The organism is Kribbella sp. CA-253562 (assembly GCF_050942265.1).
Lineage (GTDB): Bacteria > Actinomycetota > Actinomycetes > Propionibacteriales > Kribbellaceae > Kribbella.
On sequence record NZ_CP192050.1, the window covers coordinates 39,675 to 59,667 of the forward strand.

The following is a 19,993-nucleotide window of genomic DNA, read 5'->3' on the forward strand; positions in this document are numbered from 1 at the left end:
AGCCGTCAGTGGCTTGTCTCGGCTCCGCCGTTCACCTGGATCACCTGCGAGGTGATGTGGCCAGCCGCCGGGGATGCCAGGAAGTGCAACGTCGAGGCGACGTCGCTCGGTACGCCGACCCGGCCGGTCATGGTCTCTTCGACCCGGCGTTGCAGACGTTCGTCGGTCATCGGTTCGCCGAAGAACGGCGTGTGATCGATGAGGCCTGGCGCGACGACGTTGACCGTGATCCCTCGCGGACCGAGTTCACCGGCGAGCCTGACGGCGTACGGGTGAAGGCCGGCCTTGGCCGCACCGTAGGCGACTCGGCCGGATCCGCGGTACGCCGCAATCGAGCTGATAAACAGCACCCGGCCACTGCCATCGACCAGGCGCTCCTTGAGAGCCTCTGTCAGCAGCACCGCCGTCAGGGTGTTGAGCCGAAAGTTCAGCGTCCAGTCGTGAGCGATCGCTTCGAGCAGATCGGCATGCTCAACCGGAGTTTCGAGCACGCCGTTCCCACCGGCACTGTGGACGATCACGTCGACGGTGCCGTACTGCTGGGAGATGAAGTCGGCCGCAGCACGAGTGGCGCGCGGATCAGTGAGATCGACCGGGAAGAACGCGGCGCCGGGGATCTTCTCGGCGGCCTCAGCCAGCACCTCCTGGCGCCGGCCGAGGAGGACGACCTGGTCGCCATCTGCTGCGAATGTCTCCGCAGCTGCGAACCCGATGCCGGATCCTCCGCCGCTGATCACCACGGTGCGCGCCATGGGTCGTGATCTTACGAGCGGATCCCTCCGGATCGTGGTGAGGGGTTGACAGTGTGACGACCAGCACGTCGCCGGTCAGGTGACGATCTCGGCATAGTTGTTGCCGCGGTGAGCGGCCGCAAGCTCGCGGCGCAGGCCGGCGACACCTGGATGGCTGTCGCGCCTGGCTGCGGTGGCGCTGTGGAGTTTGCCGAGGTCGTCACGAACCCGCATCGATCGGACCTCCTGCGCAGCGGCCAAAGCCTGCCGCGCCAGTGCGACGCCCTCGTCGGGATCGCCCTGCAGCAACATGAGGGCGGCCAGCCGCGCCATACAGAACAGCCGGGACCTCGCGTAGCGGTCGGGGTAGCTATCGATCGCGGCCTCGAGCCGTGCCATCGCGTTCGCGGTTTCGAGTCCCTGTGCGGCCACGGCCCACAGGCCATGGCCGGTGTCGCCGTTGAGCTGGGCTTCGGAGAAGAAGTCGGAGTAGATCTCCCAGTCCGGATCGTCGCGATCGTCCACCTCCTGGAAGAACTGGACGGCCCGGTCGACCGAGCGGGTCGCTTCGCGCGCTTCACCGAGCTCGCTGAACGCCCGCGCCTCCACGATGCACAGCGCAGAGCGGCGCAGCGACGACAGCCTGTCCTCGCGGATCTTCGCCGTACCTATCAGCGTCAGCGCGTCATCGGCCCGCTCGAGGTAGACCGCCTGCCGTGCCATGTGAGTCAGTACGTCGGCTCTCAACCACCACGCACCGGCCTCTTCGGCGTTGTAGAGACCGATCCGGAAGTACTGGTCGGCCTCAGCGTGGCAGCCGGCATCGAACTGCGACCACCCGATCACGTTCGCCAGCCGGCCAACGGCGACCTGCATCGCGACCTTGGTCCCGCGATCGGCTTTGGCCTCGAGCAGACGGAGGGCGGACCGCAGTTCCGCAGCCATCGCCTCACCGGACGGCGGATGACCAGCATGGTCGGCCGCCCGGAACACGTCAGCGACCTTCGTGACCTGATGAACGTCTTCCGGCCCGATCCGCAGCGGGATCTCCGCTCGCGCCGAGACCGGACCTGATCCGTTGTGCAGCGCTGGCGGCAGCCCCGCCATCGCGGGTGCGCTTCGAAGGCCCCGCATGAACTCGACTCTGCGCAGGTCCTCGTAGGACTCGTCGGTGTCTGCCACCGCCGCGGAGACCATCCGCTTGGACCGCAGCCCAGCTTCTTCCTCGGTGACCCCGAAGACTGCACAGATCGCTGCCCGGTAGACCGTGTGAGGCCACGTCACCTCGCCGCGCTCCAGCCGGCGGATCTGCTCCGCAGAGTAGTTTCCCGGCTGTTGAGTCGCCTGCTGCACCGCGGCGTTGATGAGCTCTGCCGTGCGTGCCTGAGTCCATCCATGGTCGGCAATCAGCCGGGTCAGGCGGACATTCGGCACTGCTACGTCGGAAGCCATCGCGTGCTCCTCCCCAGGATTTCGCTCACCGTTCACGCTAGACCACGTTCCGTGGTCTCGGACGGCCTCGGAGCGTCAATCTGAGGGGTATTTAGAGGGGTTGACCCGCCCTGCCGAGCTGTGCGGACCCCCTTGGAGCGTCAATCTGAGGGGTTTTTAGGGGGGTTGACTGTCCTGTCGAACGCCTGTGGCTGCCAGCGAAGATCGAATGACCGGGAGACAGTCGGGGCGCCACAAACACTTCGCACCCGGACCGCCAGTCGAGCTGAATCCAGCTCGTCGACCAACGGGGAGGACACCATGCTCCACACCATCGTGTTCTACGGCCTGATCGCAGCCGCGGCCGTCGCGTGGATCCAGATCCTGCGCGACATCAGCGTCGACTTTGCGGAGCGCTGATGAGTACCGGTGTTGTTGCTCCGCCGGCCGTACGACAGATCCAGGTCTGGTTCGGGAAGCACGCCATTATCGACCACCTTGAGCCGGATCCGGTCGAGGCGGCGGTATACGAGGCCGCCATGCGCCGGCAGTTTGCCAGCTGCCGAGTGACCAACACACCGCACAGAGCGGCACCGCCGGGCGAGACCCCAGGCGGTCCGTCCCGGCCCTGAGACCAGGGGCGGGGATCACGTCATCGTCCACCTCGGCGCCAGCGCTGAGCACGATCCCCGCCTCTGCCCTGCCAGGTCCTCGGCCATGGATGGCCCCCGGTTGGTCGAGGACCTGTCCCCTGCCGGTGCGGCGGGCGCACGAGTCACACTTCGGCGCCCGCCGCGCCGCTCCATCTGCAACCACCAATGCCGAGTTCCGACAGGACACCCCGAGGTGAAAACAGCAGTCAGTAGCCGCGACCAGACGACGACGATCGCGGCTACTCCTGGCGGGAAGGACCACGATGCGTCCCAGTACCGACGGTGAACGACTCGGACAAGCTCGACGCTGTCGAACGGATTCTGAACAGCGCACTGCCGTTCGAGCAGAAGCTGTCCGGAATCCGACTGGTCCTGCGCGTCGGCACAGTCCGCCTCACGGCATCGGCCCAGGGGTCCACTTGGCGCCGCGACGACGACCCCGATCTCCACGGCCGCACCAGCGGCCACCGCTCTGGCAGGCCACGCCCACCTCACAGGACGGACCCCGAACCATGACAGTGCGCCGCTTCAACCTCCACCGCTATGTGGACGTTTCCGACGTCAGCGGCACCGGCGACGTCGCCGAAGGCGTCCAGTACAGCGATGGCTCGGTCGCCGTCCGGTGGATCTCCGACACTCCCTGCACGGCGGTCTGGGACAGCATCGAAGCTCTCCTGGCCGTTCACGGCCACGGAGGCAAGACCGAGGTCCACTGGATCGATCCCGAGCCTGCGACCGGGCGCGAGCTGGTCACCGCCGGAATCCAGAGGTGCCTGCCATGAACACCATCTATGGGCGTCGGGGTCCCGCGTTGCTCCCTAGCGTGATCGCCGCCGGCACCAACGATGCCGGCGGCGGCAATGTCGGCGAAGACGCAACCCGCCCGTTCGTTCTCGGCTACATCGACGCTGCCCAACTGCTCGACGAGTCGGCGATCGCTGAGGTTCGGGCGCGGCTCGGCGAGTACGCCATCGCCGCGCGCCTGCAGCTCGGCAGCATCTACGTCGACCAGCCCGACGCCGGCGGATCGATGTTCCGTGCTTTGCTTGCGGCGATCGAGCGATACAACCCCGCGCACGTTCTGGTGCCGAGCCTCGACCATGTCGCTGCCCTCGTCGCCGTTGCCGAGACTAAGCAGCAGCGCATCGAGAGCCGCACGAACGCGACGATCCGCCCTGTGGGCACATGAACCGAGGCGGGATCGGCGTACTGGATGCCTCCTCAGCTTCCAGATACCAAACAGCTGGCGCCATCCTCAACGCCAGCTCCCGATCCCGCCTCCCCTGACCGGAGTCTCCGGCAGCCTCGATCCGCAACCCGGCCGGACCTGTCCGGCCGGTCGAGGTACTCCCCCCGAGGCCGAGGGACTCCGCCAGGCCGGGACGAGCAGCTGCGCTCGTCTCGGCCTGGTCATCCCGCCTGCCAGCTCCAAGGCCGCTCCCCGTGCCGGCCACGCAGGCACGCGACCCGCCGCTGGGCCTCAGCCCGCACCGCTGGATCCTGATCGGCCTTGTTCGCCAGCCAGCTGGTCATCCTCAGCTCACGAACGTCCCGAAAGATCGGGTAGTGCTCGGTCGCAGTGACGTCATGGCCGTACGCGGCGACGAACTCGTCGTACTCCTCATCGCTGAGCCAGCCGCAGGTGTCGTAGCTGACCGCCTGCAGCGTCAGATCCCACTCGCGCGGGCCGATCGAGAACCGCTCGAGATCCCACACCAGCACCTGCCCGTCCGGTGTCGCGACCACATTGCCGGTGTTCGGGTCCCCGTGCAGGATCGCCGTACCGAGCCCGGCAGGCGGCGGCCACTGCTCCTGCAGCTCGTCCAGGCGCTCGTGCAGAAACTGCTTGTCCTCGACGTCGAGCGGGGACGCGTCGATCCGGTCGGCGACCCGCACGAACGGCTGAACATCCTCCAGGTCCGGTGCCGAGTCGACCGGGAGCGCATGCAGCTGGGCCAGGCATTCAGCGACCTCGGCCGCCGTCCCGGAGCGGTGCTCAGGGACTCGCTGCCAAAACGTCACGGCGTATGAGCCCTCATCAATGGCGTCGGCAACGGCTGTCACCGCAGGCACTCCTTCGATCGCCAGCCACCGTGAGACCGCAATCTCGCGGTGGGCCACCGATTGCTGTCCAGGGAAGCGGGTGACCTTCGCGATCACCTCGTCGTTGACCGCGATCGTGGCGCTGTCACCGAGGCTCAGCAGCTGAGGCTCCCGCAGCTCGATCCCTGCCCGTTCAGCAGCCGACTTAAGACGTTCGAGTTCGTCGTGCGGAACTTCGCTCATCACGCCGGCACTTGAGCCAGCCGGGCGATGTCTCGACGCAGTACGGCGACGTCGCTGCGCTTCTTGTGCGGGGCCGCCGCGCTGTGAAGGTCGCGCATGTAGCTGCGGACCCGTCCTGAGCGCAGTGACTCGGCGTCGCCGATCGCTTGTGCTCCTTGCTGGACGCCGACCGCGGGATCGACATTCATCCACAGTGCAGCGCTCTTGAGATGACAGAACGCCCGGGCGCGGTTGTAGCCGGTCGTATGGCTGGCCACGGCGTAGCCGAGCTGGTCCAGCGCCGGTTCGGGCGCCGCGCCCGCCAGTGCCAGGTCAGCAAGGCTGTGGCCCGCGTCTCCGGCGAGCTCGGCCTGGTCGAAGAACTCCATCCACGCGACCTGCTGATGCCGACGCGGGTCGTGGGCGGCGAACAGGTCCTCGGCGGTGCCGATCGCTGCAAGGGCATCCGATCGCCGGCCGAGCTTGGCCAGCGGCCGTGACCGCACGACGCTGAGCATCGATTGCTCGGCCTCCGGCAGCCGATCGGCGCGAACCTGCGCAAGCTCAATGGTGCTTAGCGCGTCGTCGTACTGCCCGAGGAGGAAATGGTGTCGCGACATGGTCGACAGCACGACCGAGCGCAGGCTGTGGTTTCCGGCCTCCTCCGCGCAGTGCACCGCGAACCGGAAGTATCGATGCGCGACGTCGTGCGCCCCGCAGTCCACCACCATCCATGCCAGCACCTGCGCCAAATGGCCGACCGCGCTGTGCAGGTCATCGCGGACACCAGGCTGGGTAGCTCGAGCGTCCAGCAGCGTCGCGGCCCACCGCAGCTGTCCCGCGACCGCATGGATCGACAACTCCCCGCCTACGCTGCGGTCCCAGGCCTTGAACGCCCTGATGCTCTGGGCGATGTGGTCGACGTCGGCGCGGCCGACCAGCGCCGGCGCCTGGTCCGGCAAGTCGATGTTGGCGAGGAAGTCCGCGGCCGACGAGCCACCGATCATTCCACCGGCCACGGCGGCCGGTCCGAGTGCGAAGAAGCTACGGCGATCCACGTTGGGCGGGTCCTGTTCCGGGGCAGAGCGGCTGCTGTAGAAGCCGAGTTCGGCATCGGAGCCGGCCCCCAGCTCTGCCCTCATCGCCTGGCGGTACGCCTCCGTGGGCCAGGTGTAGATCCCCCGCTCGAGTTTCGACAGGTAATTCCCATCGATCGGCGGATCCAACCTGAGACGCCGCGAGACCCGCTCCGCGAGCTCTGCCTGCGTCATGCCCAGTGCGCGGCGCGCATCCCTCAGCTTGAGGTTGCGTTCGCTCCTTGCGGCCACTTCTTGACCTTCCCCGTACGCCACGCGCTTCCACCATAGGCAGATGCCAGCACAGCATCCAATGCGTGGCTGCGCCATATCTCCCAGTAATCCTCCCAGTAGATCTCCCAGTAAATCGCTCTCCCATGCCCGTCGGCCTCCAGCAAAGCTGGTCACGCAGTGAAGTCGCTGCGCTACTTCCGGGTGGTCTCGCCGCTACCCGGCCCCGTTGCGCTCACGCGTCCGGATCCGAGGGAGGTCAGATGAAGGCTCGAAGCGGGACCACCCCGCCCCGCTGCCACACCTGATGCATGCGTCAGCGCTGGAGCGACTTCGTGCGCTCGCTGAACCACCGGGCTGCTCGGTGGTGGCGGCGGCTCAACGACACGTTCCGGCGCTGGCACGACGAAGACCTTTGAGCCGGCGGCGGCGCCGAGTCAGCTTGGGCGGATCTGACGACTGAATCCAGCGGTGCCGCCGCCACCTACCGGAGCCCCCGGCCACTATCTGCTCTCCCCCTGTGGAGTGGATCTCGCCCGACTCCCCCCGGGCTGCCGGGGGCTCCTCCCCCAGTTCCCCACGCCCGCCACCCCACGGAAGAGGCCCGCACGATGCCGAACGAGGCCAGCCCATCGGAGGCGAAGTCAGCCGCCGCGGATACTGGCTCCCGCATCGACGACCCGCGCCAGCCGAGTACGGCCCGACTCTGGAATCTCGCCAGCGGTGGCAAAGACAACTTCCTCGCCGACCGAGTGCTGTACGAAGGACTCGCTCAGGCGACCGCGCATTTCTCCCACCTCGCGGCCGCGAACAAGCACTTCGTTCGCGGCGCCGCAGCCTTCCTGACGTCCGAGCTCGGCATCACCCAGTACATCGACCTCGGCGTCGGCCTGCCCACACCAGATGGCAACCTGCACGACGTCGTCCAGTCGCTGAACCCGCACACAAAGGTCGTCTACGTCGACCAGGTCCCGAGCGTCCTAGCCCACGCACACGGGCTCCTGGCGGTCAACGAACGCGTCCTCGTGGTGGACGGAGACATCTTCGACTCCGCCCAGTTGCTGCAGCAGCCCGAGCTCAGCACGTTCCTTGACTGGTCAGCGCCGATCGCGGTCTTCTGCACCGCGGTCCTGCACTACCACCCCGGCGCCGCCCCCGACGTCGCGACAACGATGCAGACCTACGTCGACGCACTCGCCACTGGCTCGTGCACCGTCATCACACACTTCCTCGACCCAGAAGACGCCACCAGCAGCGTCGTACGCCAGATCGAGAAGACACTCACCACCAGCACCATAGGAGCTGGCTGGTTTCGGAGCCACGAAGAGATCGAGGCTATGTTCCCCGGCCAGGCTCTCCTGCCACCCGGCGTCGTTCCCTGCGTTCAGTGGTGGCCCAAAGTACAGACCGCCCGCGACAACAGTTGGATCGAGAACTGCATCGCCGGCGGAATCGGCCAGAAGGCCTGACCATCAGCCACAGCCCGAGGTCCCGGGCTCTCAGATCGGATAGCACCACGTGCGTTACGACCTCTTCGTCAGTCCCTGGATCGGCCACCACGCGTCCCGGATCCTCTTGACCGCCTTCGCTGCGCAGGTCGCCTACACAGCTGCCGACCTGCTCGTCGGTTTACCCAGCAGGCTCGCCTTCGGGCTCGAGCTCGGTTGGACTACGACCGTCCTGCACGCCGGCCTCGCGCTGTTGCTGCATGCGCGCGGCCCGCTGTGCGAGCGCTGTATCGCCGAGATGCCACTCGACGGATCGGCCCGCGCCGAGCGGTACCGCCGGAACCTGACAACGGTCCACTGGATCCGGACGCACCGGTGGGGGTGGATCGGCATCGCGGCAGCAACCATCGGGCTGCTCGGTCTCGCCCGGCATGCTGGTCTCATCTCCGAGCAGATCGAAGCACTTCTGTACGCCGGGCCGGTCATGTGGGTCGTTCTGTCGCTTGCACGCCATTCCCAGCTGCAGCCGTGGTGCCCCCAGTGCCGCGGAAACGGCGGCGGCGACTACAACGACCATCCGATAGCAGGACCACGGCCAAGTCTGGCGCTGAGCTGCTGATCGCGCCCGCCCGGTCGACCATCTCGACCATCCCCCGTACGCCGGCGTACGGGGGGTGCTTCTTCATACCTGCGCGCGCTCGCGTGGATCGCCGTTACAAGAGACGATCAGCACGCCTGCGGCCTGAACGAGCCGACTTCGTCGGCGCTGTAAAGAACGTTTTGTTCTCCCCCTCCTGGCACTCCATTCTGACCCGACACGCCTGCTCCACAACCTCCAGCAGCCCGAGCGCGCGTTCTCCGCTGCGCTGCGTCCACGCGGCCGCTGGAGGCCGCTCCACAGCCGCTTACGGGTCGCCACTCCGCTCGCCAGGAGGGGGCGAACAACAGTCGGCCAACCAGAGCTGACGGCCACGCTGCCTGGCAGGAGCAGGAGGTTTGCCGTGCGCGTTCCCGCGACGCTGGAAATCCGAGCCGAGGCAGTAACCGGCGAGAGCCGACGTACCAACCGCAGCGAGTACTTCTCCGCCGACGCCGCGCCGACACAGGCAGTGCCGCCGATCGTGCGGTTCCTGGACTGGTGCCAGCAGCAGCAGGTCACACCAGATGGCACGGCCTACGAGAACTACACCGCCGCAAACCCCCAAGACCGCATCGACGCCGCAGACCAGCCGGAGCCGGTCGTGTCCGGCTCCCCGGCGTTCGTCTACGACTTGAACGTGATGCAGGTACCAGGCGGTTGGGTCGGCAGCCTCAAGGTTCGTTGCCAGTCGGTCAAGCGTCGGTCGAACAGGCTGCAGAACCTGGTGCTGATGCCGTTCCGGTCCGACGACACGGCGACCCTGCACAAGTGGGCCGTGTACTACCTGACGCGCCGCCAGATCGAGCTGATGGAGATGAACCGCCCGGAAGAGACCGCCGCCGCCGAGACGGAGCTGAAGCAGCAGATCGCGTGGCACACCTCCCGCGCGGCAGCCGAGCTGGGCGAGGTGGCCTGAGATGGGAACCGAGCTCTACCTAGACGACGTCGTTGATCGGATCAACGAACAAGGCGTGTCCGCCTACGTTGCGGAGACCGGCGACGGGGAAGCAACGATCTACGCGGGCGCCTGGCACCTGGTCGATGACGAGTCCAGGAGCCGCACGGCGTACTCGGCCGTTGCCGGGCCCGGCCGCTTCGGCTGGGACCAGTACCCCAGCACGGCCGACACCGACGACTTCCGCATAGGCACGGACACCCCCGGCGACCGACGCGGTACCTCCTGTGAGGAGCTGGAGATCACGAGCTCACGCGACGTGGCGAACCTGATCGTGGCCCAGGTCCGGCTGCCGCTCGGCAGGTCCCTGAGCCAGCGCCAGGCCCGGCGAATCCTGAAGGGTCAGCGCCCCAGCAGGATCCCTACCTGGCTGCAGCGCCGCCGTACGCGGTGCCACACAAGCTGCGACTGCCGCAACTGGACGCGGTGACCTGAGGTTGATGGTGTGGCGGCCCCGCTGATATCGAGGCCGCCACACTGCCATTTTCCCAGTTCGCCGGTTTCCGTGTTCTCGGGCATCGAGCCCTCAACCACGGTGCTGCCGCCCGGTGGTCACGATCGTGATGAAAGCCGGCCATGCCGGTAGTTCCCTGGCCGGATAGGAGATTCCAGCTGGGGGTGGGGTTGTGTGGTTGGCCGACGGGTTAGGGATGGCGGCCTGCGGCCGAAGGTGCCGACTTCGTCGGCGCTGTGAACAGAGCTGTTCTCCCCCTCCTGGCACTCCATTCTGACCCGACACGCCTGCTCCACAACCGCCGTCGTGTGCCCTGCGGTGCGGGTGTCTCCGCTGCGCTGCGCCACACGCACCCGCAGCCGCCGGCGGTTGTGGCTCAGTCGCTTACGGGTCCGAAGTTTCGTCGCCAGGAGGGGGCGAACAACGGTCGGCCGAAGGCTGACGGCCCCGCTCCCTGGCAGAACGGAGCAAGTCACGTGGTAGCTGAAGTACACGCCGCAACCGATCTGGAGCAGATGGCCGCCCTGGTCCCCGAATGGCGGCTGGAGTGGCACGACGCACGCACGCTGCTGACTGACAGGAACGTGCGTAAGGCCCAGCCTGACGCCGACCTGATCGCCAGTGTCGGAACCTCCGGGGTTCTGCAGCCCATCGTCGCCGTACGCACCGCCGAGGGGCAGTCGGTGTTCCTGACCCGCGAGGGGGAAGGCGAGCCCGCGATGGCGACGGCCGAAGGGAAGACCCGTGTCCGGTACGGCGAGAGCCGGACCATGGCCGCGATCATCTCCGAGAACTACCTGGTACCGGTCATCGTGACCGGCCCGGAGGGCGACGACAAAGCCGAGGAGATCGCCCGCATCATCAACCAGCGCTCGGAGAACACGTACCGCCAGGGCATGAAGGACAGCGAGCACGCCGACGCCGCTTACCAACTCAGCCTGCTCGGAGTGAGCGAGACCGACATCGCCGAGGGACTGCGGATGCAGAAGACCCAGGTCAGGGCAGCGAAGAAGCTCGCCAAGACCGAAGGCGGAGCCGCCATGCTGGACGAGCACGAAGACCTCGACATCCTGACGGCCGCCAAGATCGCCGAGTTCGAGGACGACCCCGAGCGGGTCCGCAGCCTGCTGATCAGGCATCGGACCGGCGGCGGTCTGGACTCCCTGATCCGTCACTACAAGGACCTGGACAAGCGTGCTGCGACAGTGGCGAAGGTCAAGGCGGCGCTGGAGTCTCAGGGGCTCACGGTGACCGAGGCTCGCGCCAGTTGGGACCGGTACAACGAAGCACGCTACGTCACGGCGCTGAAGGACGAGAACGGCGACGGCATCAGCGTCGACCAGCACACCGAGTGCCCCGGCCACGCCTTCATCGTCAAGGAAGTGCCGTACTACAAGGCCCCGGACGGGACACTCACCTCGGACCTCGACATGCTGCCCGCCGACGAACGCGACGGTGCCGAGCCCGTGGAAGGCCGCTACGAAGGGGTGGCAGTGTGCACGCAGCACATCGAGTGTCACCCGGGCCCGGTCCGGCAGCTCACCGAGGCCGATCGGACAGCGGCCGAGGAAGCCGAGCGGCGCGAAGCCGAACGCAAAGAGGCCGCCAGCCACGACCGCTCCCGCGTGATGAAGGGCAACAAGGAATGGGACGCTGCCGTGTCGCGCCGCCGCGCGTTCGTCAAGAAGGAGCTGGTGTCGCGTATGACTCCACCGCCCGGAGCGGTGGAGTACCTGACCAAGGAACTGCTTGTGTCGCAGTACGCCCTGTGCGACAGCTTCAAGGACGGTCACCCGCTGGCGGCCGACTGGCTCGGCGTGGCGGCGGACAGCAGCGCCCAGTACTCCGGTGACTCGCGGATTGCCCCGCGCCGTTCCGCTCTCGAACAGCTCGCCGACGAAGTCAGCGACAAGCGCCGCCAGGTCCTGCTCCTCACCGTCGTCCTGGCGGCCAACGAGAAGGCCCTGAACCGCCAGTCCTGGCGAAACAAGGACGGCTGCGGCCAGAAGAACTACCTCCGGTTTCTGATCGCCCGGGGATACGACGCCTGCGGAACCGAACGGCTTGCCGCCGGACTGCCCGAACTCGCCGAGGAACCAGCCGACGACGCCACCCCGGCCGAGACGGACGCCGCGTAACACCTGAACACCAGAGGGCCGGGGCATCCGAAGTGTTCCGGCCCCTCTGCAGTATCCCGTTGCTGAGCGGTCAACGATGGGGGTTGCTGTGGCGGTACCGCGGCCGAAGGGGCATCGAGCCCACTTCGACCGCGCGGTTTCGGATCTTCGGGGCATCGAGCCCCTCAGTTCCGAGCTGCCGCGTGGTGGCCGGCCTGGTCGGAGACCCGCCAGTCGTAGAAACACGGCCAGATGAAGAAGAGACACCCAGAACCGAGGAAGCGGCTCAGAGCAGGGTCACGCTCGGCCGCGGCGAAGTGCCCCGAACAGGCCATCGCCCCGCCGGCTGGAAGCGATCGGGGCCGGCGTCGGGGCTGAGGTCGAAGTGGTGGCCGGGGTCGTGGTGACGTGGCTGCGCTTCCAGTCCGCGACCGCGCGGTCGGCGGCCGTCGACCACGAGCTCCGCGTCTGGGCGTGCACCTGGCCTGTGGCCAGATCCACCCAGCCCACCACGCCGTCAGGTCCGTGGACGTACAGGCGGTCGTGCCCGTTCTTCTGCCATCGCCTAGCCCAGTGATCTGACATGACTCCCCTCCCCCACTCGACAACCTGCAGCTTGTGTATCTCTTGAGGATAAGGGCTGCCGCAGCAATCGTGCGGTGGTTTGAGGTGGGTCTCCCGTCGGTCAGGTGCCACCCGTGGACCGCGCCGGGTGGTCGCCCGGAAAGGGTCTGCCCGACGTAGGAGGGATCGAGCGAAGCTCGACCCTTGGAGGGTGGCCGCGCGGTGTGGTGGCCTGTCCACCTGATCGGTGGGAGACCCACCGGCGCTTCGGGACTCCCCGAGAGAGGGCGGGGTCCGGGGCGGAGCCCCGCATCTTTCCCTCACCTCACGCCCGCGACTGGCTGGCGGGTTAGGAACGAGGGCGGCCTGCGGCCGAAGGTGCCGACTTCGTCGGCGCTGTTGAAGAGCTGTTCTCCCCCTCCTGTCGACTTCATGATGACCCGACACTCGCGGAGGTCAACTGAGCGCCTTCGGCGCCGGCCAGCCGTCCCACGACTTTCAGCGGCGGTCGCACGCTCCCTTATTTCCGCTGAAACTCGCGTGCCGCCAGCCCGGTAAACGTCAGTGGACCTCCACTCCCCTACGGGTAATCACTGCGTTCGCCAGGAGGGGGCGAACAACGGTCGGCCGAAGGCTGACGGCCCCGCCGCCTGGCAGAACAGGAGTCCACCCATGGGCGACCCCGTGATCTTGCGGATCATCAGCGACGACCAGGACAGCACGTTCTACGCCGAGTGCGCCTCACCGGAGAAGTTCATCCCCGAGTTCGCCCGCTTCGTCGAGGACTGCAAGGCCAACAAGATCATGCCGACCGCGACCGCCTATGCCGAGTACGTGGTGACCGCCGAGGGCGACCACGTACGCGAGTACTACCCCACCGACGCGGACGAGCCGGAGAACCTGGCACACCGCTACGTCGTCCGGACCACCGCAGCCGGGGACGGCTGGCTGGGCGACCTGACGATCTGGAGCCGTCAGAAGCGCACCGACCGAGACCCCATCCTGACCGTGTGGCACCGCGAGACCTTCAGCAGCACCGACACCCGCTCGCTTCACCGGCTCGCCCTGGGTGGCCTCAAGCGGACCATCGCGAGTGTCCACGCCCTCAACCGGCCGCGCATTACTGCCCCGGCGCTTCGGGAGTGGATGTCGCGGGCGGCCTGGCACGCGCGCCAGGCGGAGACGGCAGCAGCATGACCACGACCTACGGACGCGTGACACAGGACGGCGTCGAGGTCTTCCAGGCCTACTACGACCCCAAGAAGCGCTGGAACGGATCGCTTGTGCCGAGCTTCGACCGGGCCGAAGCCGAGAAGGTCGCCGCGCACCTGATGGCCCCGCCGGACGACGACATCACCCGCATGGAGTGGGACGGAGACGTCCTCATCTACACCCAGCCTCACGACCCGTCGATCGAACCGATCCGCATCGAGCCCAACGAGAACGACCTTTACGACATCGGCAACCACTGCGGACACTGGAGCGTCCCCGAGGCCGACGAATGCGAAACCGACGAGGACCAGCAGGAACGGGCCACACCGACAGCGGTCGAACCGACAATGACCGTCTTCTACGCCAACGACCTCACCGACAGCGCCAGATACTGCGAACTGGTCCTCGCCGCTCCCGACGAAGCCACAGCACGCGGGCTGGCGCAGCTCTTGGAAGACGACGACCTGAAGCCCTGGACCGACCCGGCCCTGTCGCAGTTCACCGAGCTCGGAAAGGACTACACAGGCAACATCCGCGCTGACGTGATCCTGTCCAGGCCAGCTGACGCCTGACCAGAGCCGCCGCCAACCTGTAGGGGTCGGGACATCCGAAGTGTCCCGGCCCCGGCTGCTTAGCCACTGTGGCGGTTTCGCGGCCGAAGGGGCATCGAGCCCCTTCGGCCGCGCGGTTTCGGATCTTCGGGGCATTGAGCCCCTCAGATCCGAGCTGCCGCGCGGTGGCCGGCCTGGTCAGAGACCCGCCGGTCATATAAGGCCAGACCGGGATGAAGAAGACCTGATTTACCAGCCCAGCTCGGCGTACGCCGTATCGCTCAGGTCGTTGTCGAGGCCGGCCTTCGGGTACGGCACCACGAGGGCGTACGGCTGCAAGTGAGCCGACGTGAGAAGGTCCCTCGGTCAGCAGATGCCGCGGCCGGGTCTCAAGACGAAGACGCTTCAGGAGCGCCGCGGTTTGCTGAGGTCTTTCAGCGGTGGCAGATAGCTGTCCAGCGCTGCTGACACCAGCTCCGAGCGATTCACCTTGGGAGCGCGCGGTGTGCTCGCCCTGAGGATTGACGTCACCCATTCCGCCAGCCCGTCAATGATCGTCAGCTCGCCAACCGTCGGCCTGATCCGCAGCGGCTCAGGCCGATCGAGCTGCGGATCGGTCACCGCCGACGAACCCGCCGATCCCAGCGGACGCGCTGGAAAGAGGTCCCCCGGCGCTGCCGACGGCCGCGCGGCCGCAACTAGGCTCGGAAGATCCTGGGCAGTCGCCTTGACCGCTTCGAGAATGAGGACGGTGTGGCTCGGTGCCGTCGGCCGGGCCAGTTCGAAACGCCTCATCAAGTGACCACGGATGGACAGGACCGTCGCCGAGACGATCGTCATCGAGGGGTCGGTGGGGTCGATTCGGAGATCCGGCAGGCCGGGCGTACTTGTCGGCGTGGCCGCAGCGGGTGTGCCGACCTCGGCCACCGCCGACCCACTGACAGGACTTGCTGTCAGAGGTGCAGGCCGATCCTCGACCGGTGCCGCCTCGATGGGACGAACTACCTCCACGACAACGGGCGGGGCAGGCTGTGCCACGTCGGACTCCGTCGAGGCCTGCGCCTCGGCCGGTGCAATCGGCTCGGCGGGCGCATCCGTGGACGCCGGGGTGACTGCGGGAGCCTCAGGCTCCGAGTCGGCCGCCTCAACGATCGGCGGGACGGTCACAGGCGCCACGTCGGTCTCAGCCGGGAGTGCTGTCGTCGTTGCCTCGGACGTGTCCCGCGTAAGTTCGTCGGGCTGACGCGTCTCTGCGACGCTGCCGGAGGCATCCAGGCGGACAGCGTCCCCACCAGGCGAACCCGGCGCGGGATGCCGGGGCGGCGGAGGCGTGCGAGTCGCGCGGCTCTGCCGGCGGCTGCGAAGGGCACCGATGCCGTTGGAGCTGGAACTCTCAGGCTGCGCGTCCGGCATGATCGATCACCTCCTTCGCTACTGCCTTCATGTCGCCGACAAAATTGGCGTATGTCACAGGCACCGGCTCGATAGACGTGAGCGCCTGCCGCCGCGTCCGACGCTTGATGGCCTTTACCTCAGAGATCGGTGGTCCGACCGGGACGCCGTATTCCTGGCTGATGTCCTCCAGCATGGCGATCATGCGCTCAGGAGGAACCGGCGGAACGATCGTCGGGACGATGAGGATGTTGTAGCCGCGCATCTCCCTCAAGGTGCCAGCCAGCCCCTTCAAGGCGAGGTACTCCAGCGGCGTCGGCATGACGGTTATCTGCGCAGCGGCCATGGCGCCATACGCCATGCTTCCCCCACCCGGGTGGTTGTCGACAACCACCGGCCGCTGCCAGTGCTGCACCCACTTCTCGAGCAGAGACGCTGTGGTGTCTGCAGACGGCTGATTCTCGACCAGGTCCGGATGGCCCGGGACGAGGTCCGCCCGGAAGGCATCCCCCTTCAGAGGCCGCGGCACCTTGCCTGTCTCCAGAGCGTCCAACAGCGGAGCGTTTACGCGCGTCTCGTGCCGGTAGCCCCAGAGGCCCGAGAGGCCGCCCTCGTCCCAGTCGAAATCGAGCTGGACGGCATCGAAGATCCAAGCGAGCTCGCGGGCGGTGGTCGTCTTGCCCACCCCGCCCTTGCCCGCGTGGATGGCGATAATGAGTCGGCGTGTCAGATCGGCGAGTTGCCCGTCAGGAAGCTCGACGCCGCACGCACGTAGGCGCTCAATCCGACGTAGCTCGGAGACCGGGACGGATGGCTGGCTGGTCGGCGCGATGCTGCCGGCAGCGGCTGATAGGTCGGTCACGGCGGCGTATCCCCTAATGCGGCGGATGAGTGAACCCACCTTGTATAGAGGCCCGGGTGAGCTGATGTCTACAGCAACACGCTGGCGAACGTGTGTGAGCGACGATGCCGCAGCGGGCAGCAGGCCCCGGGGCTAAGGACATGAGGCCTCGGGCGTCGGAGCGCGAGGCGAGCCGGGGGGCGCGCTGCGCGACGCCTAACGGGTGGCAACCAGGAAGCGACGGCGCGGCAGCCGCTGTTAACCAGCGCGTGTCACCTGGCATAACAGCTCTCGCAAGATATCTCGTGACACATCTCCTGAGATGTCCCGCAAGATAGTCCGTGAGATAAGTCGGCAGTTGACGAAAAGGATAGTGGCGGACATAGGCCGCGCACCGGCAGCCGCAGCACTGCGAGGCGGCAGCCATGGTGCCCTCGGGATGTCACTGCGCCGCATTCTGCGGCTGCCATGTGTGGCCCTCGCCGGCCTCAATCTGAGCCTCAGAGACCCCCGTTTTTTTTGTTCCAGAACATCGGCGCGCCGCCGAGATTTTTGTTCTGGAATGTTGAAATGCTGCTCGGCATGCGCCCAGGACGAGGCAGACCAGCCGGGCGCCCGACACCGGGCGCCTTCGCGGAGTACGACCCCAGTGACAAGGGCAAGCACCGCGTCGCGACCAGTATCGAGCCCCAAGTCATGCCTGAGCTCATCAGGCGACTGCAGGCCATGAACCGATCAGCCTCGTGGTACATGCGCGAACTCATCCTCCGTGATCTCGCAGAGGGTGGAGCGCTCCCCACGTGGTTCGAGGAGGAGCAGTCGGCTTCCGCGGACCAGTCGGCCGACGTCCTGGACTTTCGCATCCCCACTCAGTCCGTGGCAGCCAGTGGCAGCCACGAGGAAGCCAGAAGGGAGTCAAGCCGGTAGCAACTGGCTGACAACTACATAGGGGCGGCTGCTCGTTGGCAGCCGCCCCACATGAAGTCTCCGAACGAGGTGTGAGTTACCAGCCCTTGCCTCGCTCGGTTCCACCGTTCGACCCACCTGAAGGAGGGCCGTCTTGTGCTGCCGCCTGCTCGGGCGGCGGTTTCAGTCTCTCACGAGACCCTGAAATCGCAAGCTTTGGCTGCCGACGTGTCGGCAGCCAACGAGCTAGATCGCCTGTTGTTCCGTACCCCGGTACGCCTGATCGACTCGGCCAACGACTTCGTGGCCACCGTGAGAACCCTCGAAGCCGCCCAGCAGGCCGTGGCAGCCGGCCTCGGCGCGTCGTACTTCGCCGAGCTGGCACCTGGCGTGGCTGCCGTCGACGTCGACCTGGACGACGACGAGACTGCCAGTGCCCTGCTCTACCACCTGGCGCAGTGGTGCGACGACCACTCAGTCTGGTGGTGTTCGCGCCCTTCAGGCGGCGGCCCCGGCCGCTGGCACCTACTCGCGGCCGTCGGCGAGCTGCTGCCGATACTTCGGAGCCTTGTCCTCGAGCTGCGCCAGGAGTGGAGCCTATCGGCCACCCAGCTTGACTGGCGGGCCACGCTCCGCCCGCTGTCCGCGCCCCACCGCGCCGCCGGACAGGTACCCCTACCGGCGGAGCTCCCCGAGCTCCTGACAGACCTGCAGCGGCGGGGGATCCACCGTCTCGGCGTCCCTGCCCCCCGCCGAGCTCGCCCACTCGCCGTGCTCGCCGCCACAGCCGAGTCAGCGGGGGAGCCGATCGCACTCTCGCCGGCCTTCTGGGACGGCCTTCGCAGCCCCGGCCCCACGTACAAGGCCGACCGGTCCGGCGCCGAGCTCATCGTGACCGCCAAGCTCAAAGCCGCCGGCTACACCGCCGCGGAGGCCTGGAAGGTCCTGGCAGACCCGACCCACGTCGTTGGCAGCCGCGCCCGCCGCAAAGGCCGCCACTGGTGGGAAACCTACGTCTGGTCGGCAGCCACGGCTGCCACTCCGGTCGAGCCTGGCAGCCAGCCACGCCTGCCCAGGACGTTCACAGACGGTTACGACTGGCATTGGCTGACGCTGCCCGTCGCAGGCGCTGTCCGTTCGGCCTGGGGGAGCTGGTCGACCCGGGAACGCCACAGCGGCGAACAGGTTGCGGCCGTCGTGAGCGAGTACCTCACCGCTGCCCGCACGTTGGCCGCTGTGCCCGCCGCGGAGCGGTCGGTGTCCGAAGACACCGGCCTGGACCGCAAGACCTGCAGAGCGGCTCTCAGGCGCCTGTGCAGCGCCAACGTGCTCGTGCTGGTCGACCAGTTCGACTACAGCCGAGAGCGCGGGCAAGGAGCAGGGGCCAACACCTACGCACCGAACCTGCTCGCCCTGAACTTCGCCACCGGGTCACTAACTCCCCCACCGAGCAGTCACACCCCCTCCCCGGCCAGCCCCCTCTGGATCGGTCTTCCCCCCGGCAGCCTGAGCCTGTGGATAAGTGCGGTCCTCGAAGGCCCGTCCGAACTCACAGATCTTCGCCGAGCAGCCGGCTACCAGGAACCCAAGAACGGTCAACTGAGCACCCGGCAGAACGAGTTGCTGACCTGCCGGATGGATGAACTGAGAGACCGCGGACTGCTAGCCACCCGCCGGGGCCGGTGGGAGTTGCGGCTGTCTCGCCGTGCGCCGGCTGCCCCTGCTCGAGGCTGGGCGGAATGGCGCGGCCGCCGCCGGCAGCACGCCGCCGAGCGGACCGAATTCCGCGCCTCCCGGGCCGCTGACAGGACCCGGTACTGCGGGGAGTGGGCGGCCGGCCGCGAGCGCTGCCAGCTGGAGCGAGCCTCGGCCGACAGGCTCCGCCGTGCCCGCTGGTGGCACAGCCTGAGCGAGGCCGAGCGGACCCTCAGAAAGCGGGTCTGGAAGGAGATCTACAACAGCCTCACGCCCTGGGACCAGCACCGCCGAAAGGAACTCCTGCGCTCACGCTGGGCCGAAGCCGAGCTGCACGACCGCGAGGTGATGCTCGCGGCCTAGAAACACGCGTCGCCTAGACGCGTCAAACTGAACTGAAAGAGCCCGTGACCAGAGGTCCCGGGCTGCTGTAGGGTGCTTCTAGAGTGTTTCTAGGGTGCTTCTCTGACTCACACCCACCCCCGTCTCTACCTGCGGCAAACCTCGTTCAAGACCGACACCTCCCTCCTCCAACGACAAGGACGGAGGTGTCGGTCTTGAACGAGGAGAGACGGGGGTGGGTGTGAGTCAGAGAAGTGAAGTTGTTGTGAGTGTTGAAGTAGTCATGAATGGAGTTAGAGAAAGGGAAGGAAAGACGAAGGGAAGGAAAGACAGGGAAGGAAAGATAAGGGAAGGAAAACAAAGGGAAGGAAAACAAAGGGAAGGAAAACAAAGGGAAGGAAAACAAAGGGAAGGAAGGAAAGATAAGGGAAGGAAGGAAAGATTAGAGATTTAGTGATGTGGCGTAGGCGGGCTGGGAGAGCGGAGGTG

General features: G+C 67.1%; 18 protein-coding genes. 11 read left to right on the forward strand and 7 right to left on the reverse strand.

Translation table 11 applies throughout. From position 1 onward, the window contains the following. Positions 1–5: 5 nt before the first annotated feature. Positions 6–752 (reverse strand): SDR family NAD(P)-dependent oxidoreductase, encoded by a 747-nt coding sequence (locus ACQPXM_RS41375; RefSeq protein WP_432951251.1) that lies wholly within the window; start codon positions 750–752, stop codon positions 6–8. Positions 753–827: 75 nt separating this feature from the next. Beyond that, entirely contained in the window at positions 828–2,183 is a 1,356-nt protein-coding gene (locus ACQPXM_RS41380) for a hypothetical protein (protein ID WP_432951253.1), read from the reverse strand. A 1,144-nt stretch (positions 2,184–3,327) separates the two neighbouring features. On the opposite strand from ACQPXM_RS41380, the gene ACQPXM_RS41385 reads away from it, so the two are divergent. Then, the gene (locus ACQPXM_RS41385) at positions 3,328–3,597 is read left to right on the forward strand and encodes a hypothetical protein (RefSeq protein WP_432951255.1); all 270 of its coding nucleotides are present in this window, start codon (positions 3,328–3,330) and stop codon (positions 3,595–3,597) included. Further along, positions 3,594–4,004: a hypothetical protein gene (locus ACQPXM_RS41390; RefSeq protein ID WP_432951257.1), complete on the forward strand. Its 411-nt coding sequence runs from the start codon at positions 3,594–3,596 to the stop codon at positions 4,002–4,004. The genes ACQPXM_RS41385 and ACQPXM_RS41390 overlap by 4 nt, the downstream gene beginning before the upstream one ends. 221 nt (positions 4,005–4,225) lie before the next feature. Here ACQPXM_RS41390 and ACQPXM_RS41395 read toward each other — a convergent pair whose 3' ends face one another. After that, positions 4,226–5,101: a phosphotransferase gene (locus ACQPXM_RS41395; RefSeq protein WP_432951259.1), complete on the reverse strand. Its 876-nt coding sequence runs from the start codon at positions 5,099–5,101 to the stop codon at positions 4,226–4,228. Continuing rightward, on the reverse strand, positions 5,101–6,432 hold the full coding sequence (locus ACQPXM_RS41400) for a helix-turn-helix domain-containing protein (protein ID WP_432951261.1): 1,332 nt from the start codon (positions 6,430–6,432) through the stop codon (positions 5,101–5,103). Before ACQPXM_RS41400 ends, ACQPXM_RS41395 begins: the two co-directional genes overlap by 1 nt. Positions 6,433–6,998: 566 nt before the next feature. On the opposite strand from ACQPXM_RS41400, the gene ACQPXM_RS41405 reads away from it, so the two are divergent. From ACQPXM_RS41405 to ACQPXM_RS41425, 5 genes are all read left to right on the forward strand, one after another. Then, a complete protein-coding gene (locus tag ACQPXM_RS41405) occupies positions 6,999–7,856 on the forward strand; it encodes an SAM-dependent methyltransferase (protein ID WP_432951263.1) in 858 nt (285 codons plus the stop codon). A gap of 49 nt (positions 7,857–7,905) precedes the next feature. Continuing rightward, complete coding sequence (locus tag ACQPXM_RS41410) at positions 7,906–8,454, forward strand: hypothetical protein (protein WP_432951265.1); 549 nt, start codon at positions 7,906–7,908, stop codon at positions 8,452–8,454. Between the two features lie 382 nt (positions 8,455–8,836). Further along, on the forward strand, positions 8,837–9,391 hold the full coding sequence (locus ACQPXM_RS41415) for a hypothetical protein (protein WP_432951267.1): 555 nt from the start codon (positions 8,837–8,839) through the stop codon (positions 9,389–9,391). Position 9,392: 1 nt separating this feature from the next. Further along, the gene (locus ACQPXM_RS41420) at positions 9,393–9,860 is read left to right on the forward strand and encodes a hypothetical protein (RefSeq protein ID WP_432951269.1); all 468 of its coding nucleotides are present in this window, start codon (positions 9,393–9,395) and stop codon (positions 9,858–9,860) included. A gap of 500 nt (positions 9,861–10,360) precedes the next feature. Then, positions 10,361–12,022 (forward strand): hypothetical protein, encoded by a 1,662-nt coding sequence (locus ACQPXM_RS41425; protein WP_432951271.1) that lies wholly within the window; start codon positions 10,361–10,363, stop codon positions 12,020–12,022. 276 nt (positions 12,023–12,298) lie between these two features. Here ACQPXM_RS41425 and ACQPXM_RS41430 read toward each other — a convergent pair whose 3' ends face one another. Then, on the reverse strand, positions 12,299–12,586 hold the full coding sequence (locus ACQPXM_RS41430) for a hypothetical protein (protein ID WP_432951273.1): 288 nt from the start codon (positions 12,584–12,586) through the stop codon (positions 12,299–12,301). A gap of 651 nt (positions 12,587–13,237) precedes the next feature. On the opposite strand from ACQPXM_RS41430, the gene ACQPXM_RS41435 reads away from it, so the two are divergent. Further along, a complete protein-coding gene (locus tag ACQPXM_RS41435; protein ID WP_432951275.1) occupies positions 13,238–13,762 on the forward strand; it encodes a hypothetical protein in 525 nt (174 codons plus the stop codon). Then, positions 13,708–14,349: a hypothetical protein gene (locus tag ACQPXM_RS41440; protein WP_432951277.1), complete on the forward strand. Its 642-nt coding sequence runs from the start codon at positions 13,708–13,710 to the stop codon at positions 14,347–14,349. The genes ACQPXM_RS41435 and ACQPXM_RS41440 overlap by 55 nt, the downstream gene beginning before the upstream one ends. A gap of 384 nt (positions 14,350–14,733) precedes the next feature. On the opposite strand, the gene ACQPXM_RS41445 is transcribed toward ACQPXM_RS41440, so the two are convergent. Next, on the reverse strand, positions 14,734–15,255 hold the full coding sequence (locus ACQPXM_RS41445) for a hypothetical protein (protein ID WP_432951279.1): 522 nt from the start codon (positions 15,253–15,255) through the stop codon (positions 14,734–14,736). 466 nt (positions 15,256–15,721) lie between these two features. Then, positions 15,722–16,621, reverse strand: a complete 900-nt coding sequence (locus ACQPXM_RS41450) for a ParA family protein (protein ID WP_432951281.1) — start codon at positions 16,619–16,621, stop codon at positions 15,722–15,724. A gap of 1,002 nt (positions 16,622–17,623) precedes the next feature. Between ACQPXM_RS41450 and ACQPXM_RS41455 the strand changes: the two genes are divergently transcribed. Both ACQPXM_RS41455 and ACQPXM_RS41460 read left to right on the forward strand, forming a co-directional pair. Beyond that, complete coding sequence (locus ACQPXM_RS41455; protein ID WP_432951283.1) at positions 17,624–19,525, forward strand: hypothetical protein; 1,902 nt, start codon at positions 17,624–17,626, stop codon at positions 19,523–19,525. A 214-nt stretch (positions 19,526–19,739) separates the two neighbouring features. Then, positions 19,740–19,958 carry a hypothetical protein gene (locus ACQPXM_RS41460; protein ID WP_432951285.1) on the forward strand — a complete coding sequence of 73 codons (219 nt, stop codon included), beginning with the start codon at positions 19,740–19,742 and terminating at the stop codon, positions 19,956–19,958. The last annotated feature ends 35 nt before the right edge of the window (positions 19,959–19,993 follow it).